The sequence below is a fragment of the Yersinia sp. 1252 StPb PI genome (assembly GCF_048593885.1).
In the GTDB taxonomy this organism is placed as follows: Bacteria; Pseudomonadota; Gammaproteobacteria; order Enterobacterales; family Enterobacteriaceae; genus Yersinia; species Yersinia enterocolitica_E.
Map to the genome: position 1 here is coordinate 1 of NZ_JAZGQE010000104.1, position 17,074 is coordinate 17,074.

Consider the following 17,074-nt stretch of genomic DNA (forward strand, 5'->3'; position numbering starts at 1 on the left):
CTATTAAGATTGAAGGCGTTAAACTGTGTGCAATCTTTACAGAACACAGGACACAAACATGGCGACTTCTCATACTAAAGAACTCCCTCGAACACATCAGTTCCCCCTAAGCCGCTACATTGCGGGCTTGGTGTTAACCGGCGTGATTACCGGGTTGGCGCTCAACGTGGGTGATATGCCGTGGTTTATCAATATGGGGTTGGGGGCACTGACGCTGGCCATTTTGTTTGGCATCGTGGTCGGCAATACCTTGTATCCGTGGGTACAACCCGTCTGCTCTGATGGCGTCGTCTTCGCCAAACAGCATTTACTGCGACTGGGTATCATTTTATACGGCTTCCGGCTGACCTTTCAACAAGTGGCGGATGTGGGGGCTACCGGTATGGTTATTGACCTTTTGACCCTCAGTTCAACCTTTGTGCTGGCATGCTGGCTGGGTAAACGGGTATTTGGTCTGGACCAGCAAACCGTGATGTTAATTGGTGCCGGTAGCAGTATTTGTGGCGCCGCAGCTATTATGGCCACCGAGCCGGTGCTAAAAGCTGATGCCAGTAAAGTGGCGGTTGCTGTCGCCACTGTGGTGATTTTCGGCACGCTCGCCATTTTTGTCTACCCATGGCTGTATCAGCTAAACCTGCATTACCAATGGTTGCCGTTTAGTCAGGAAACCTTTGGTATTTTTGCCGGTTCAACGATTCATGAGGTCGCACAGGTGGTTGCCGCCGGACATGCCATCGGTTTTCAGGCTGAAAACGCCGCCGTGATTACTAAAATGATCCGGGTGATGATGCTGGCTCCGTTCCTGTTGTTACTCTCAGCCTATTTGGCGCGTTGCAACCTCAACACCGGTGGTGAAAAACGGGAAAAAAGTGCCATCACTATTCCTTGGTTTGCAGTGATATTTATTCTGATGGCCGGGTTTAACTCACTGAATCTATTACCTGCGGCATGGGTGAATCACCTGATTACACTGGACACCATTTTGCTGGCGATGGCGATGGCCGCTCTCGGACTGACCACCCATGTGGGCTCTATCCGTCAGGCCGGGGTAAAACCGCTATTATTGGCACTGCTGCTGTTTGTCTGGCTGATAGTCGGTGGGACCGGCATCAATTTGCTGGTGCAACATATCGCGGCATAAAACATGTCACTTCAGGGCCGCTCGCGGCCCTTTTCTTTTCCTTGCAGCTTCGCCCATTCAATCATGGCGTTATCAGTGCCATAATGGCCCAGTTATCAAAGGAGAATGGAATGAAATTTGTCGGTGCACATGTCAGCGCAGCAGGTGGTGTAGACCAGGCTGTGATTCGGGCGCACGAACTTGAGGCCACCGCCTTTGCCCTGTTTACCAAGAATCAACGTCAGTGGCGTGCCGCACCGCTGGCAGAAGATGTGATAGAGAAGTTCAAGCAAGCTTGTGAGCTATACGGTTATACCTCCGCTCAAATTCTGCCACATGACAGCTATCTGATTAATCTGGGCCATCCCGTCACTGAAGCGCTGGAGAAATCCCGCGAAGCCTTTATCGACGAGATAGCCCGCTGTCAACAACTGGGGTTGTCATTACTGAATTTCCACCCAGGCAGCCATTTACTGCAAATTGATGAAGATAAGTGTCTGGCACGTATCGCCGAATCTATCAATATGGCGCTCGATGTCAGTGAAGGGGTGACAGCGGTGATTGAAAACACCGCCGGTCAGGGCAGTAATCTGGGGTTTAAGTTTGAGCATCTGGCCGCCATCATTGATGGGGTGGAAGATAAGAGCCGCGTAGGTGTTTGCATTGATACTTGCCATGCTTTTGCTGCCGGTTATGATCTGCGCACGGAAGAAGATTGCGAACATACCTTCAAGCAACTTAGCGATATCGTCGGGTTTCAGTATCTGCGCGGTATGCATCTTAATGATGCGAAAAGTGAATTTAACAGCCGGGTCGATCGACACCACAGTCTCGGTGAGGGCAATATTGGTAAAACCGTGTTCAGCTATATTATGCGTGATCCCCGTTTTGATAATATCCCGCTGATTTTAGAAACGGTCAATCCTGATATTTGGGCTGAAGAGATAGCCTGGCTGAAGTCACAAGCTGAACTCACAAGCTAAAGTCTAGCTGAATGGCGTTTAGCCGAATCACTGTGAGTAAACATAAAAAAACCGGCGCATAAGGCCGGTTTTTTATGAGTGAAGCTTATGATGCCGCGCTTATGCCGCTTTTGCGACCACAACATCAGCGCGTTTCAACATCGCATACAGACCACCTGCCAATACGGTACCGGCAATGATTGCCACCAGATACAGCAGCACCGGATGAATTGCCCCGGGGATCAATAACACGAACAAACCACCGTGTGGGGCCATCAGTTGCGCACCGAATGCCATAGACAATGCACCTGTCAGCGCACCACCGGCGATACAGCACGGCAAGACACGCATCGGGTCACGGGCGGCAAACGGAATTGCCCCTTCAGAGATAAAGCACAGCCCCAGAACCAGCGCAGCCTTGCCCCCTTCCTGCTCACCTTTGTCAAACTTGTGACGTGCCAACAGTGTGGCCAGTCCCATCGCCAGCGGAGGAACCATCCCTGCGGCCATGATAGCGGCCATCGGCGCGTAAACAGAAGAACTCAGGAGTGCCACACCAAACGCGTAGGCGGCTTTGTTCACCGGCCCACCCATATCGGTACACATCATGGCGCCGAGGATAGCCCCCAACAACACGGCATTGGCGGTACCCATGGATTGCAGCCAGTTAGTCAGACCTGCCATGATTTTTGCCACCGGCGTACCGACCACATAAATCATAATCAAACCCACTATCAGACTCGCTACCAGTGGAATAATCAGTATCGGTTTAAGTGCTTCCATACTTTGCGGCAAACGCAGCTTAGTGCTGATGGCTTTCGCCACATAACCGGCCAGTAAACCTGCGATAATACCGCCGAGGAAACCAGCCCCGGTACTCACTGCCAACATCCCGCCAATCAAACCTGGGGTCAGACCCGGACGATCAGCAATTGAGAATGCAATGAAACCAGCCAGAACAGGTACCATCAGCGCAAAAGCAGAACCGCCACCAATTTGCATCAAGGCGGCAGCCAATGTGCCTTTCACTTCAAAGGCTTTAATACCGAACACAAATGACAGGGCAATACACAAGCCGCCAGCAACCACCATTGGCAACATGTAAGACACACCGGTCAGCAGGTGACGATAAGGACCACCGGTTTCTGTTTTTTTGGTACCGGTGCTGCTGCCGGTTTTAGGCTGATAGACTTCAGCTTCAACCAGTGCTTTATCCAGTTCTTGTACGGTTTTCTTCAGCGCCAAACCTGTCGTGGTACGGTACATCGGTTTGCCCGCAAACTTATCCAAATCCACTTCAATATCCGCAGCAACAATCACCAGATCAGCCGCAGCCACTTCTTCTGGTGTAATCGCATTACCGGCACCAACCGAGCCACGCGTTTCAACCTTCACCCACCAGCCACGTTTTTTCGCTTCACTTTCAATGGCTTCAGCAGCCATAAAAGTGTGTGCTACACCTGTCGGGCAAGCAGTAATAGCCACAATACGTTTCGGGCCAGCCACCGCGGTGGTCACGGGTGCGACAGCAACCGCAGCCTGGTAAGGTTTAGCCTGCGCAATGGCTTGCGCCAGGAAACTATCAGGATCGCGCACCGCTTTTTCCACATCACCGATATAGAGCTTTTTACCGTTCAGCGCACTGTCAGCCGGGGCTGATTGCCCGGCGACAATCACCAGTTCTGCATCAGTGGCATTCTCAACCCAGCTCAGTCCTGCTTTTGCCGCCGCAGCACCCAACATCAGTGTCGCAAGGTGGCCTCTGGCCTGCCCGAGCGAACTGTCTATTATTAGTAGCGTTTTCATTTCGCCTCCAGGGATTAATTAAAGGGTTTCAGGTCGACTCTTGCCATCATGGCTGCCAACTGCGGGCGATCCGTAATACCAACATTGCTCTGACTCACCGCCAAAGCTGCAACTGCTGTTGCCAGACGCAGCGTGTGCTCGCTGGACTCGCGCATTAACAAACCATAAATCAGGCCACCGACCATGGAGTCACCGGCACCGACGGTACTGACCACTTCACAGGCAGGTGGTTTTGCCAACCAGGCACCCGACGCATTGACCCACAATGCCCCTTCAGCCCCGAGAGAAATCACCACATGAGCAATCCCTTGATCACGCAGAGCATGTGCGGCTTCTACCACATCACCCAATTCAGGCAATGGACGACCCGCCCAGATCTCCAGTTCACGACGATTGGGTTTCACCAACCAAGGTGAGGCTTTCAGGCCTGCGACCAATGCTTCACGACTGCTGTCGAAAATAATGCACGGGCATTGGCTACGCAGGCGTTTCATCCAATCGGTAAAATCATCAGGGTTTACGCCCTCGGGCAAGCTACCACTGACCGCGACCATATCGAATTGCCCCAACCAGCTCAGCGAGTCAGTGACAAAACGATCCCAATCCGGCTTATTGACTTCAAAACCGGAGAAGTTGAAATCGGTCACTTCGCCATCTTTTTCTGTCAGTTTGACGTTAATGCGAGTACGGCCCGGTACCACCTGAAAGCGGTTAGCAATACCCAGCTCGCTGAATAACAGTTGAAAACCGTCTTGGTTATCTTTACCCAAGAAGCCACCGACCGTGACATCAATCCCTAGGTCTTTCAGCACCTTGGCAACATTAATCCCTTTACCCGCGGCATGCAGGCCGGCAGTTTTCACCAAATTAACTTCACCGCGTTCAATTTCAGGGCAAAAACCCACCAGATCATAAGCCGGGTTCAGCGTGATGGTTGCAACTCTTCTGCTCATGCTGCCCCCTCGCCCAAACCGGCGGCGATAGCTTCACCAATAGCATCCAATGCTGCTTGTGCATCTTCACCACTGGCGGTAAAGCGCAGGCGATTGCCTTTTTTAACCCCTAAAGCCACAACTTTCATCAGACTACGTCCATTAGCGGGTTTACCGGTGCCGTCCAGATTGGTCACGGTGATTTCACTGGTAAACTGTTTGATTGTATTGACTAAAATCGTCCCTGGGCGCGCATGTAACCCGTGTTCATTACGGATAGCAAACTCCGCGCTTAATACTTCATTCTGCTCGACATACTCACTGGTGAGCAAGGCTAGCAAGGCGGCAGCATCCGCGTTCAGCAAAACGTCAGCTTTTTTCGCCAACAGTAAATCACTTAAATAGTTCAATACCGACAGCGGTTGGTCATCGGCCACGGAGAGCGTCAGCAACAGCGCCACTTTTTCGCCATGGTGCTCAAATGCAGCTACCGGGCGGCTTACTGTGGCAGCACTGACCAAATTACCTTCGGTACTGTCGCTCAGCCAGATACCCTGTCCCAAATTGAGTGGCTCACGGGTAATGACATCGCTAACAAAATGAGCATCTACTGCGCCAATTTGTTGCAAGCGACCGGCATTCAGTGCTTGCAGCGTGATCAGATTGTCAGCCGCCACATCGATTGCGATCAGTGACGTGTCAAAATGGAATTCAGCGGTTTTTTGCTCACCCATCAGCAAACTGCGTAACTCTTCAGCCGAGGTGGTTTTCGCCAGACGTGCAGCAACAGCATCATCACTTAATACGTGGGTCAGTTGGCGTAACAATGCCAGATGTTCATCTGAACACGCGGCGATACCGATAACAATATAGGCGGTTTGATCTTCGCCCCATGCAATACCCTGCGGGAATTGGAAAACTTGCACACCGGTGTTTAGCACCAGGTCGCGAGTATCAGTGGTACCATGTGGAATGGCAATGCCATTACCCAGGTAAGTAGAGGTTTGCTGCTCGCGGGCCAGCATGCCATCGACATAAGCGGCGGCAACACAGCCAGCCTGAGTAAGTGCTGCAGCAACCTGAGTAATAGCAGCGTTTTTGCTGTCTGCCTGTGCAGCCAGATGGATATCTTGCGTAGATAACTGGAACATAAATCTCCTCTCTTGCTGAAATTGAATCGTTTCAGCTTTAATGAGAAAAAGGAGCGTTACCCTTTATCATTTGGTGACGAGATAACGCTGAAACGTTTCAAGTAGTGTGTTTCCGACTGAGAATATATGCAAGTTTTCTGCTTCTATTCTTGATGGATTTTTGACAGCCCGCACATTTTCGTGGTGAATTTAACTCCGTCAGCAGTAAAAAAACCATAATAGCTGATGGTTGCTGACCTTCATTTAACAGGAGTCCGTACAATGTCCGTTGCAGTCGGTGTGGGTGTCATTATCGTCAATCAACAAGGTGAGGTGTTACTGGGTAAACGTTGCGGTCAGCACGCCCCTTATTGGTCGATTCCCGGTGGCCACATGGAGGCCGGAGAGTCTTTTGAACAAGCCGCAAAACGTGAAGTAGCCGAAGAAACAGGCTTAAATATCAAAGAGATGAATGTTATCGCATTATGCAATAACATCGCCACCTGGCGCGCAGAAAGTAAACATACCGTTTCCGTTTGCTTATTGGCGCAACACGCCGGTGGGCAGCCAGAGCTGAAAGAACCTGACAAGTGTCAGCAATGGCTATGGTGTAATCCGCGGGAATTACCCGAACCTCATTTTGAAGCCAGTCGTCATGCCATCGATTTATGGTTAAATAAGCAGTTCTATTACCCCTTCGACTAAAAAATATCGCTATACCCGTCATACTTCAAGCTGCATGTGCGTTGGCTGCCATCACTCACCCGAGTCATTGAGTTATCTCAACTCCTTGGGTTCATTTCGTTGCCGCCTTCCTGTAACTTGAATTATTTAGGTTATATAATAAGGTATATAACCCTTTAATTTAGAGAGTTATTTGTGGTATAGCGCTAAAACTGACTCATACCTCGCATTTATATTCAGCAAATCTGAACTAATATTGCTAAATACCCCTAACGAGTTAGTCATCAGCACCAAATCCCCCTACAATAGACCCACTTATTTTATGGGAAATACTTATCGCTAGTGGATAAGGGTCTGTTGGCAGATTATCTGGCCTTTTGAGTATCGAGGCATTAGATAACTTCGTTTTACCAATAACTATTAGATATATTAAGTGGGGCAATTTATGAGCAAGAAACAAACTGGCTTCGTGAAGCGACGCCGGTGGGGATGGTTATGGCTCCTGCTGATCGGCATCATTATTGGTGCTGCACTATTAGCAGGTACCGCCACCGTCTTTCATAAAACCAGTGATACCGCGTTCTGCGTGTCCTGTCACACCATGCAACAGCCACTGGCTGAATATCAAGGCAGTGTCCACTTCCAAAACACCAAAGGCATCCGTGCTGAATGTGCTGACTGCCATGTGCCACACGAACCGCTTGATTATCTGTGGACCAAAATCCGCGCGGTCAAAGATATCTACGGTGAAATGGTTGGCACTATTAATACACCTGAGAAATATGAAGCCCATAAGCTCGCCATGGCGCAGTCGGTATGGAAAACGCTAAAAGAGAATGATTCGGCCACTTGCCGCTCATGTCACAGCTTTGATGCGATGGACATCACCGGACAAAGTGCTGAAGCGCGTATTCAGCATCCGGTGGCTATTAAGCAAGGTGAAACCTGTATCGATTGCCATAAAGGTGTGGCCCATATCCTGCCGGATATGAGTGAGGTGACCCAGGCTGGCGCGGCAGAGTTGGCAACGGCGGCGGCACAAACACCCGCAACGGCGACCACCTTATATACCATCGCCACCGAGCCTTTCTTTATGAGTGCTGGTGACAGCCATAACGCCGGTAACCTGATGCCCTCAACACAAGTTGAAGTGGTAAAACAGCAAGGTGATCAGGTGTTGGTTGATGTTAAAGGCTGGCAGCAAGATGGGGTGGCCGAAGTGTTCTATGCCGCACAAGGGAAACGTATTCTGAGTGTATTACTGGGCGAGGACGCACAAAAAGCGCTGAAAACATTGAACACGCAGACCGATGCAGAAACCAATCTGGTTTGGCATCAAGTTGCACTACAGGTGTGGTTACCTAAGAAACAACTCGTTGATGATCAACAGAAAATTTGGCGCTATGCCGCTGATATGATGTCGGCCAACTGTACCGGCTGCCACGGTTTAACCGCACTGGATCGCTTCAACGCTAACCAATGGATTGGGGTAATCAAAGGCATGGCACCACGCACCTCCCTGACTCAGGAACAGTTGCGTGTGATGACACAGTATGTACAAAAACATGCCAGTGATATGCCGGCCAAGCTGTAAATAAGAGGCGAAAATGACTAAATACGAACAACAACCGTTAGAAATGAGCCGCCGTCGCTTCTTACTCGGAACCAGCGCACTGGCTGTATTGCCTATCGTTGGTGGCCTGTGGCCCAAATCTGCATTAGCCCAAGCCATCAGTCAGGCATTACCTCAGTTTCTGGCACTGCGTCAGGCGCAAAAAGGTATTCTGACCGGCGCTCATTGGGGCGCATTTGAAGCTATCGTCGAGAATGGCCGGATGATCGGTGTGCAACCTGTCAAAGATGATCCATGGCCGAATGACCTGATCACTATGGCACCCTATCAGGTGCATGCGGATAACCGCATCAAATACCCGATGGTGCGTAAAAGTTGGTTGGAAGGTGGCCCCGGTAGCCATACCGAACTGCGTGGCCGGGATGAGTGGGTACGTGTCAGTTGGGATAAAGCCACTGAACTGGTATGCGGCGAAATTGTGCGGGTGCAGAAAGACCACGGCCCGCAAGCGCTGTACGCCGGATCTTATGGCTGGAAAAGTGTGGGGATGCTACATAACAGCCGCACGCTACTACAACGCTTAATGAACCTGAGTGGGGGTTTTTTGGGCTATGCCGGTGACTATTCAACCGGTGCGGCACAGGTGATTATGACCCACGTCATGGGGTCAATGGAGGTCTACGAACAGCAGACGGCCTGGCCAAACGTGGTAGATAACAGCGAGCTGGTGATCCTCTGGGGCTGTAACCCGATGATCACCTTGAAAAACAGTTGGAATATCCCCGATCATGTGGGTCAAACTGGTTTTGAAGCGCTGAAGAAGAAAGGTACCAAAGTTATCAGTATTGATCCGGTGCATAACGACAGTGCTAAATTCACCAATGCACAATGGATTGCGCCACGGCCATATACCGACAGCGCCATGTTGATCGGTATCGCCCATACGCTATTAACAGAAAAACTGCATAATCCTGACTTTATAAAAACCTACACCATTGGTTTTGATAAATTCCAGGCCTATCTGCTCGGTGAAACTGACGGTCAGCCGAAAAACGCAGAATGGGCGGCGGATATCAGTGGTGTGGATGCCGATGTGTTGCGCCAACTGGCGCGAGATATGGCTAAACAGCGCACCATGATTATGGGCGGTTGGGGGATTCAACGTCAGCATCACGGTGAGCAGCAGCACTGGTTACTGGTCACGGTCGCGGCAATGCTGGGCCAAATTGGCCTGCCGGGTGGCGGCTTTGGCTTCAGCTATCACTACTCCTCTGGCGGTAGCCCAACGGCCAAGGGCGGCATTTTACCGGGGATTTCTGCCGGGAGTGCACCGAAGAACTCACCATCGCCGATTCCAGTGGCGCGGATTGCCGAATGTCTGGCCAATCCGGGGAAAGTCATTGATTTCAATGGCACCAAAGTCACCTATCCAGATGTGAAAATGGTCTACGTTGCCGGTGGCAATACTTTCCACCAGCATCAGGATACCAACAATCTGGTGAAAGCCTGGCAGCACCCTGAAACCATTGTGGTTAACGAACCCTATTGGACCGCCACCGCTAAACACGCCGATATCGTATTACCGGCGACCACCAGCTATGAGCGTAACGATCTGGAGATGGGCGGCGATTACTCGCAACTTTATGTCTTCCCGATGCACCAATGCGTGCCGCCACAGCATGAAGCGCGTAATGATTTTGATATCTTCGCGGCGATGGCCACCAAGCTGGGAGTGATTGATGCCTTTACCGAGGGCAAAGATGAGACTCAGTGGCTGAAAGCGATGTACGACGATATGAAGTCACAGGCCCGTACCGCACGGGTCGCCCTGCCGCCATTCGATATGTTCTGGCAATCGAACAACTACATTCGCTTCCCTATCCCCGAAGCGAACCAGCAGTGGGTGCGCTTTGCTGATTATCGTGACAATCCATTGCTCAACCCGCTGGGTACCCCGTCTGGCAAGATTGAGATCTACTCCGATACTATCGCTAAAATGGAATACGCCGATTGTCAGGGGATCCCGACCTGGATGCCACCTCATGAATGGTATCGCGGGGTGGAAGCGAAGAAATATCCACTGTCGCTAAACACCGCACACCCAATCAACCGGCTGCATTCACAGTTAGATAACACACCACTGCGTGAAAAATACGCCGTGGCCGATCGGGAAGCGATACTGATAAGCCCACAGGATGCCAAGGGGCGTAACATTGTTAATGGCGATTTAGTCCGTGCGTTCAATGACCGTGGGCAGATATTGGTAGGTGCTGTGGTATCTGAAGATGTACGTCCAGGGGTGGTGCGCATCAGTGAAGGGGCATGGTTTGACCCGGCGGATCCAGCGGTACCGGGTTCTCTTTGTAAAAACGGCAATATCAACTGCCTGACTTTCGATATTGGTTCTTCCAGTCTGGCGCAGGGTAACTGTGGGCAAATGGCGCAGCTTGAGATTGAGAAGTATACCGGGCCGGTGCTGAAAAACACCGCGCATGCAGTTCCTGCTGGGGCTTAGCCACCAGAAGAACCAAGGGTTAAGCGTACCAACAGGCACACCGGCGTTTCGCGCCGCTTACGGCCCGAACAGCACGCTTTCCCTTAAATTACTGACAAAGTCCCGGCCTCTTGGCTGGGACTTTACTTTATAGCGGTAGGCTAAAAGGCGGCCAAGAGACGGTTTTTATTCCCCAACAAGGAGCACTTCAATCCCACCTTTTCGTAATCCATTCAAACTTTCCTCTGGAATACCTTTATCGGTGATAACCATATGTATACGCTGGGTATCAATTATTTTATGCAGGCTGGAGCGGTTAAATTTACTGGAATCAGTGACCACAATGATGCGTTCCGCGACTTCACACATTCGGCGATTTAGGCGAGCTTCGTCTTCATTATGCGTGCTCACACCGCGCTCAAGACTGATGGCGTCTACACCAAGAAAAAGTATATCGAAATGATAATTTTGCAAGGACTGGTCAGCCTGATCCCCATAGAAGGAAAGGGACTGGCGGCGTAAGTGCCCTCCTGTCATCAGCAATTCCACCCCCTCAGCCTCAAGCAGCGCGTTCGCCACATTCATGCCGTTTGTCATAGCAATGACCTCCTTATGATTACGCATATGACGCGCTATTTCATTAGTGGTCGTGCCCGAGTCCAGAATCACGCGGTGCCCAGGTTTAATCAGATTTGCAGCAACGCGAGCAATATCGCGCTTTAAAGAAATATTAAGGGAGCTTTTATCTTCTACCGTGGGTTCAACGCCAGGTGTGCCAGCATCACACACCAGCGCACCGCCGTATGCACGTACAGCAATCCCCTGCTTTTCCAGAAAGGCCAAATCGTTGCGGATAGTCACCGTAGAAACACCAAAGAATGACGATAAATCATTAACCTGAACACTTCCTTGCTGACGAAGCCGCTGAATTATCTGCTCACGCCTTTCACTGGTGCCCGTTATACGCTTGTCCATTACTGAATCGGTATTGCTCATATCAGATCCTTCCCAAAAGCCTTTCGTTTCATTTCACTTCATCTATTAACACCTTTCTTTTGCCGGAAAGCAAGTCTTTACATTAGGCCAAACCGTGCTATCACCCGATAAAAAAACCTTTCATTATGTTTCTTTTGCGAAACAGATCTCATTTCCGTTATCTTTCGTTTTGTTTTTACAAACCCATAAAGCAGTATCAATGAAACAAACCGAAAGACACAAGTAATCAAAAACCCATACGGAGAGGAAAGTGAAACATTTAACCGAGTTTGTGGCCGACCATAAGCACGATAAGCGATGTGGCATTTTTGCCGTCTGTTCTGCTCACCCATTGGTTCTGGAAGCAGCAATGCGCCACGCCCGGGACGCGCAATCCATCTTATTAATAGAAGCCACCTCCAATCAGGTGGATCAGTATGGCGGCTATACCGGTATGACCCCAGATGACTTCCGTGGTTTTGTTGAGCAACTGGCGGATAAACATCACTTCCCTCGCAATCAGTTGGTGTTAGGGGGCGATCATCTGGGGCCAAATCGCTGGCAAAACGCCCCAGCCGCAGAGGCTATGTCTCATGCAGAAGAACTTATTCGCCATTATGTCGCGGCTGGCTTTAAGAAAATTCACCTTGATTGCAGTATGTCTTGTGCAGATGACCCAGTGCCATTAACAGATGAAATCGTCGCCGGGAGAGCAGCAAGGCTTGCCTTAATTGCAGAACAGACCCGCAAGGAAAAACAAGGTTCGTCTGATCTGGTTTATGTTATTGGAACGGAAGTCCCTGTTCCAGGAGGAGCACATGAAACGCTGTCAACGCTGGTGGTCACCTCTCCCCAAGCGGCAAAAGCAACGCTCGAGGCTCATCGTCATGCTTTTGAACAACAAGGTTTGCACCACCTGTGGCCACGCATTATCGGGCTAGTCGTCCAACCCGGTGTAGAATTCGATCATACTCATGTTATTGATTATCAACCTGAGAAATCTCTTGCTCTGAGCCAGACTATCGAAGAGTTTGACACGATGGTCTTTGAAGCTCACTCCACCGATTACCAAACTCCGCTCGCCCTACAACAGCTAGTTCAGCACCACTTTGCCATTTTGAAAGTGGGTCCGGCACTCACTTTCGCGTTACGTGAAGCGCTATTTTCACTGGCCGCTATCGAGCAGGAACTCCGCCCCGCATACCAATGTTCGGGGCTACGAGATGTGCTGGAAAGCGTCATGCAGGAACACCCGGAGCACTGGAAACAGCATTATCACGGTAATAACGATGAACGTCGTCTGGCGCGCGGCTACAGCTATTCTGACCGCGTTCGTTACTACTGGCCCGATCACCACATTGACCAGGCTTATGCTCGGTTAGTAAATAATTTAACGGACAAACCACTGCCCTTGCCGTTGATCAGCCAGTATCTGCCACTTCAATACGTTAAGGTCCGTGAAGGCCGGCTCGCGGCAACACCGCACGAACTGATTATTGACCATATTCAGGATGTATTGCGCCAGTACCATGCAGCCTGCATGGGAACATCGTCATCCCATTAACACAATGATAATAAGGAATAAAACATGCCAAACATTGTATTAAGTCGTATTGATGAGCGCCTGATTCACGGCCAGGTTGGTGTTCAATGGGTTGGTTTTGCCGGAGCAAATCTGGTGTTGGTTGCCAATGATGAAGTTGCCGAAGATCAGGTTCAACAAAACCTGATGGAAATGGTTCTGGCAGAAGGGATTGCCGTGCGCTTCTGGCCACTGCAAAAAGTGATCGACAATATTCATCGTGCAACCGATCGGCAGAAAATTTTACTGGTCTGCAAAAGTCCCGAAGACTTTCTAACGCTGGTCAACGGTGACGTACCCGTGGCCCGAATCAATGTCGGCAACATGCATTATGCCGAAGGTAAACAACAAATAGCGAAAACCGTCTCTGTCGATGATCAGGATATTGCCGCTTTCTATGGCCTGAGAAAAGCAGGGGTGGAATGTTTTATTCAGGGCGTGCCGACCGAGCCCGCTCAGGATCTCTACAAACTCCTCTGAGGTATTTTCTATGGAAATTAGCTTATTACAGGCATCCGCGTTGGGGATTCTGGCCTTTATTGCTGGCTTGGATATGTTCAACGGCCTGACACATATGCACCGCCCGGTGGTCCTTGGGCCGTTGGTTGGCCTGATCCTTGGCGACCTTCATATGGGGATACTCACCGGTGGTACTCTGGAACTGGTCTGGATGGGGCTTGCTCCACTGGCCGGTGCCCAACCGCCGAATGTGATTATCGGGACTATTGTCGGCACGGCCTTTGCTATTACTGCCGGTGTAAAACCGGAGGTCGCGGTTGGGGTTGCCGTGCCGTTCGCCGTGGCGGTGCAAATGGGCATCACCTTCTTGTTCTCTATCATGTCTGGTGTGATGGCGCGCTGCGACCGGATGGCGGCAAATGCGGATACCGACGGCATTGAACGCGTTAATTATCTGGCCTTGCTGGCTCTGGGTACGTTCTATTTTCTGTGCGCATTCTTGCCCATCTATTTTGGTGCTGAGCATGCGAAGACGGTCATTGATGTCTTGCCAGCCCGCCTGATAGACGGCCTTGGTGTAGCTGGTGGCATCATGCCTGCAATCGGCTTTGCCGTATTGCTGAAAATAATGATGAAAAACGTTTATATCCCCTACTTCATTCTTGGCTTTGTTGCTGCGGCCTGGCTGAAACTGCCGGTACTGGCGATTGCCGCCGCAGCCTTGGCAATGGCGTTAATCGATTTCATGCGTAAAGACTCAACTCCGCAGCAGACTTCCAGCACTCAGAAAGAGGAATTCGAAGATGGCATCTAATACTCAGGTTCTGCCAAGCGCTAACGTCACTGAAAAGCCGGTCATTGATAGCAACGACAATATCTATGAAGACCAAAGTATCGGTGCGGAGCTGACAAAGAAAGATATCAACCGCGTGGCATGGCGTTCCATGCTGCTGCAAGCCTCATTTAACTATGAGCGTATGCAGGCTTCCGGCTGGCTGTATGGCATATTGCCCGCGCTGAAAAAGATCCACACCAATAAAAATGATCTGGCGCGGGCGATGAAAGGCCATATGGGGTTCTTCAACACCCATCCTTTCCTGGTGACGTTTGTCATCGGCATCATACTGGCGATGGAACGTTCAAAACAGGATGTGAACAGTATTCAAAGTACGAAAATCGCCGTTGGTGCGCCACTGGGAGGAATTGGTGATGCGATGTTCTGGCTGACCTTGCTCCCCATCTGTGGCGGTATTGGAGCCAGTTTGGCCCTGCAAGGTTCGATCCTCGGCGCAATCGTATTTCTCGTGATGTTTAATGTCGTCCATCTTGGGCTTCGTTTCGGGCTTGCTCACTATGCCTATCGCATGGGGGTCGCGGCTATCCCGCTTATCAAAGCCAATACACTTAAAGTGGGGCGAGCGGCTTCTATCGTTGGGATGACGGTGATCGGTGCACTTGTCGCCACCTACGTTCGCTTGTCCACCACGCTTGAAATCACCGCAGGCGATGCTGTGGTTAAGCTGCAAACCGATGTTATCGACAAACTGATGCCAGCCTTCCTCCCACTGGTATACACCCTCACGATGTACTGGTTAGTGCGCCGTGGCTGGAGCCCTCTGCGACTCATCGGGCTGACCGTGGTATTAGGCGTTGTTGGAAAATTTGGCCACTTTTTGTAAGCAAGAGGAAACTCCATGTTAAGCATTATTCTTAGCGGTCACGGTGGGTTTGCCACCGGACTGGAAAAAGCGATGAAACAAATACTTGGCGAACAACAGCAAGTGATAGCCATCGATTTTCCTGAAAGCTCCTCCACCGCGCTGCTTACCGCTCAGTTTGAAGAGGCGTTAGCTAATCTGGATGAAAAAGAAGGGCTGATTTTTTTGACGGATTTGCTCGGAGGTACCCCCTTCCGCGTGGCCTCGACGCTGGCAATGCAGAAAGCAGAACGTGAAGTGATCACCGGAGTAAATCTACAACTTTTGCTGGAGATGGTGCTGGAGCGCGATGGCCTCAGTAGTAAAGAGTTCCGCCTTCAGGCGCTAGAGTGTGGTCACCGAGGGTTGACCAGTCTGGTGGACGAAATGGGCCGTTATCGCGAAGCCGCCCCTGTCGAGGAAGGTATATGACAGCACTGTTGCGAGCCAGACGGGTGCTGACCGAGCATGGCTGGCTCGACGACCATCAGTTACGCATAGATGGCAACACCATCGTTGCCATCGAGCCAATCCCCGCAGGGGTTACGCTGCGCGACTTTGAACTACTGTGCCCAGCCTATATCGATATTCATGTCCACGGCGGTGATGGTGTCGATGTCATGGATGACTCGCCAGAGATACTGGATCAGTTGGCATTGTATAAAGCACGCGAAGGGGTGGGTGGCTGGTTGCCGACCACCGTCACCGCTCCCCTTGGGGAAATAGAGTGTGCACTGCGGCGTATTGCGCAGCGCTACCATCAAGGTGGACAAGGTGCGACGGTGTTGGGTAGCTATCTTGAAGGCCCTTACTTCACCCCGCAGAACAAAGGGGCACATCCACCGGAGCTGTTCCGTGAGCTGGATATTACTGAGCTAAACAGGTTGATTGACGTGTCACAACACACATTACGTGTTGTGGCATTGGCACCTGAGAAATCGGGTGCGCTAGCGGCGATTAAGTATCTAAAAAGCCAGGGGATAAAGGTCATGCTCGGCCACAGCGCGGCGAACTATGAAGAAACTATTCGTGCGTTTGATGTGGGAGCCGATGGACTGGTGCATTGCTTTAACGGTATGACAGGTATTCATCACCGTAATCCCGGCATGGTTGGCGCAGGGCTCACCGATAAGCGAGCATGGCTTGAGTTGATAGCAGATGGTCACCATGTTCACCCCGCAGTAATGAGCCTTTGCTGTACCTGCGCCAAGCCTCGAGTATTGCTGATAACCGATGCGATGAGCGCGGCTGGAATGCCTGATGGCGACTATACGATTTGCGGTCATCCAGTAACAATGCAACAGGGTATTGTCCGTACTGCCTCTGGAGGGCTGGCCGGAAGTACACTTTCGTTGGATGCAGCGGTGCGAAATCTGGTCAATAACGTGGGTGTCCCTGCTGCGGATGCGATTCATATGGCCTCGCTGCACCCTGCCAAAATGTTGGGACTTGACCACACATATGGTTCTTTGTCGGCAGGCAAACGAGCCAACATTATCGCGCTTGATTCGCGGCTCATGCTACAAACCATTTGGATTGATGGACAACGAATCGCCCTGTAGACCTTTCATTATATATCACTTTGGTTTGTGGCCAATTCCGCCACAAACCTTTCTTTTCCTTTCTTTATGCTCTAAGCCATGTATTAAATAAATATAAT

The 17,074-nt window shown here is 50.8% G+C and carries 15 protein-coding genes; 11 read left to right on the forward strand and 4 right to left on the reverse strand.

Features of this window, described 5'->3' with window-relative positions; translation table 11 throughout:
• Nucleotides 1-58: 58 nt before the first annotated feature.
• Together V2A85_RS15025 and nfo are read left to right on the forward strand one after the other, a co-directional pair.
• Nucleotides 59-1,141, forward strand: coding sequence for a YeiH family protein (locus V2A85_RS15025; protein ID WP_372559377.1), 1,083 nt, complete (start codon nucleotides 59-61; stop codon nucleotides 1,139-1,141).
• A 110-nt stretch (nucleotides 1,142-1,251) separates the two neighbouring features.
• Entirely contained in the window at nucleotides 1,252-2,103 is an 852-nt protein-coding gene (gene nfo, locus V2A85_RS15030; protein WP_372559378.1) for a deoxyribonuclease IV, read from the forward strand.
• A 99-nt stretch (nucleotides 2,104-2,202) separates the two neighbouring features.
• Here the strand turns inward: nfo and fruA are convergent, their stop codons facing one another.
• Genes fruA through fruB form a run of 3 tightly spaced genes read right to left on the reverse strand, consistent with a single transcriptional unit; the run spans nucleotide 2,203 to nucleotide 5,971 of the window.
• Nucleotides 2,203-3,888 (reverse strand): PTS fructose transporter subunit IIBC, encoded by a 1,686-nt coding sequence (gene fruA / locus V2A85_RS15035; RefSeq protein WP_420071751.1) that lies wholly within the window; start codon nucleotides 3,886-3,888, stop codon nucleotides 2,203-2,205.
• A 14-nt stretch (nucleotides 3,889-3,902) separates the two neighbouring features.
• Entirely contained in the window at nucleotides 3,903-4,841 is a 939-nt protein-coding gene (gene fruK / locus V2A85_RS15040; RefSeq protein WP_083158377.1) for a 1-phosphofructokinase, read from the reverse strand.
• Nucleotides 4,838-5,971, reverse strand: coding sequence for a fused PTS fructose transporter subunit IIA/HPr protein (fruB, locus tag V2A85_RS15045; RefSeq protein ID WP_420071752.1), 1,134 nt, complete (start codon nucleotides 5,969-5,971; stop codon nucleotides 4,838-4,840). The genes fruK and fruB overlap by 4 nt, the downstream gene beginning before the upstream one ends.
• A 261-nt stretch (nucleotides 5,972-6,232) precedes the next feature.
• Here fruB and V2A85_RS15050 point away from each other — a divergent pair, with 261 nt between their 5' ends.
• The 3 genes from V2A85_RS15050 (at nucleotide 6,233) to torA (ending at nucleotide 10,722) form a co-directional block, all read left to right on the forward strand.
• Nucleotides 6,233-6,655, forward strand: a complete 423-nt coding sequence (locus V2A85_RS15050; protein WP_420071753.1) for a nucleotide triphosphate diphosphatase NUDT15 — start codon at nucleotides 6,233-6,235, stop codon at nucleotides 6,653-6,655.
• A gap of 424 nt (nucleotides 6,656-7,079) precedes the next feature.
• Nucleotides 7,080-8,228, forward strand: a complete 1,149-nt coding sequence (locus V2A85_RS15055; RefSeq protein WP_420071754.1) for a NapC/NirT family cytochrome c — start codon at nucleotides 7,080-7,082, stop codon at nucleotides 8,226-8,228.
• A gap of 13 nt (nucleotides 8,229-8,241) precedes the next feature.
• A complete protein-coding gene (torA, locus tag V2A85_RS15060; RefSeq protein WP_083158373.1) occupies nucleotides 8,242-10,722 on the forward strand; it encodes a trimethylamine-N-oxide reductase TorA in 2,481 nt (826 codons plus the stop codon).
• A gap of 165 nt (nucleotides 10,723-10,887) precedes the next feature.
• Here the strand turns inward: torA and V2A85_RS15065 are convergent, their stop codons facing one another.
• Nucleotides 10,888-11,697, reverse strand: coding sequence for a DeoR family transcriptional regulator (locus tag V2A85_RS15065; RefSeq protein WP_083158372.1), 810 nt, complete (start codon nucleotides 11,695-11,697; stop codon nucleotides 10,888-10,890).
• Nucleotides 11,698-11,947: 250 nt separating this feature from the next.
• Between V2A85_RS15065 and kbaZ the strand changes: the two genes are divergently transcribed.
• From kbaZ to nagA, 6 genes are read left to right on the forward strand one after another with little or no spacing between them, the layout of a single operon-like run.
• Complete coding sequence (kbaZ, locus tag V2A85_RS15070) at nucleotides 11,948-13,240, forward strand: tagatose-bisphosphate aldolase subunit KbaZ (protein ID WP_372559383.1); 1,293 nt, start codon at nucleotides 11,948-11,950, stop codon at nucleotides 13,238-13,240.
• Between the two features lie 24 nt (nucleotides 13,241-13,264).
• Nucleotides 13,265-13,738: a PTS N-acetylgalactosamine transporter subunit IIB gene (gene agaV, locus V2A85_RS15075; protein ID WP_083158371.1), complete on the forward strand. Its 474-nt coding sequence runs from the start codon at nucleotides 13,265-13,267 to the stop codon at nucleotides 13,736-13,738.
• Nucleotides 13,739-13,748: 10 nt separating this feature from the next.
• Nucleotides 13,749-14,531 (forward strand): PTS N-acetylgalactosamine transporter subunit IIC, encoded by a 783-nt coding sequence (agaW, locus tag V2A85_RS15080; RefSeq protein ID WP_005193049.1) that lies wholly within the window; start codon nucleotides 13,749-13,751, stop codon nucleotides 14,529-14,531.
• Nucleotides 14,521-15,396 (forward strand): PTS N-acetylgalactosamine transporter subunit IID, encoded by an 876-nt coding sequence (gene agaE / locus V2A85_RS15085; protein ID WP_083158369.1) that lies wholly within the window; start codon nucleotides 14,521-14,523, stop codon nucleotides 15,394-15,396. The genes agaW and agaE overlap by 11 nt, the downstream gene beginning before the upstream one ends.
• 15 nt (nucleotides 15,397-15,411) lie before the next feature.
• Nucleotides 15,412-15,846: a PTS galactosamine/N-acetylgalactosamine transporter subunit IIA gene (gene agaF, locus V2A85_RS15090; protein ID WP_005193054.1), complete on the forward strand. Its 435-nt coding sequence runs from the start codon at nucleotides 15,412-15,414 to the stop codon at nucleotides 15,844-15,846.
• Nucleotides 15,843-16,976, forward strand: coding sequence for an N-acetylglucosamine-6-phosphate deacetylase (gene nagA, locus V2A85_RS15095; protein WP_420071755.1), 1,134 nt, complete (start codon nucleotides 15,843-15,845; stop codon nucleotides 16,974-16,976). The genes agaF and nagA overlap by 4 nt, the downstream gene beginning before the upstream one ends.
• The last annotated feature ends 98 nt before the right edge of the window (nucleotides 16,977-17,074 follow it).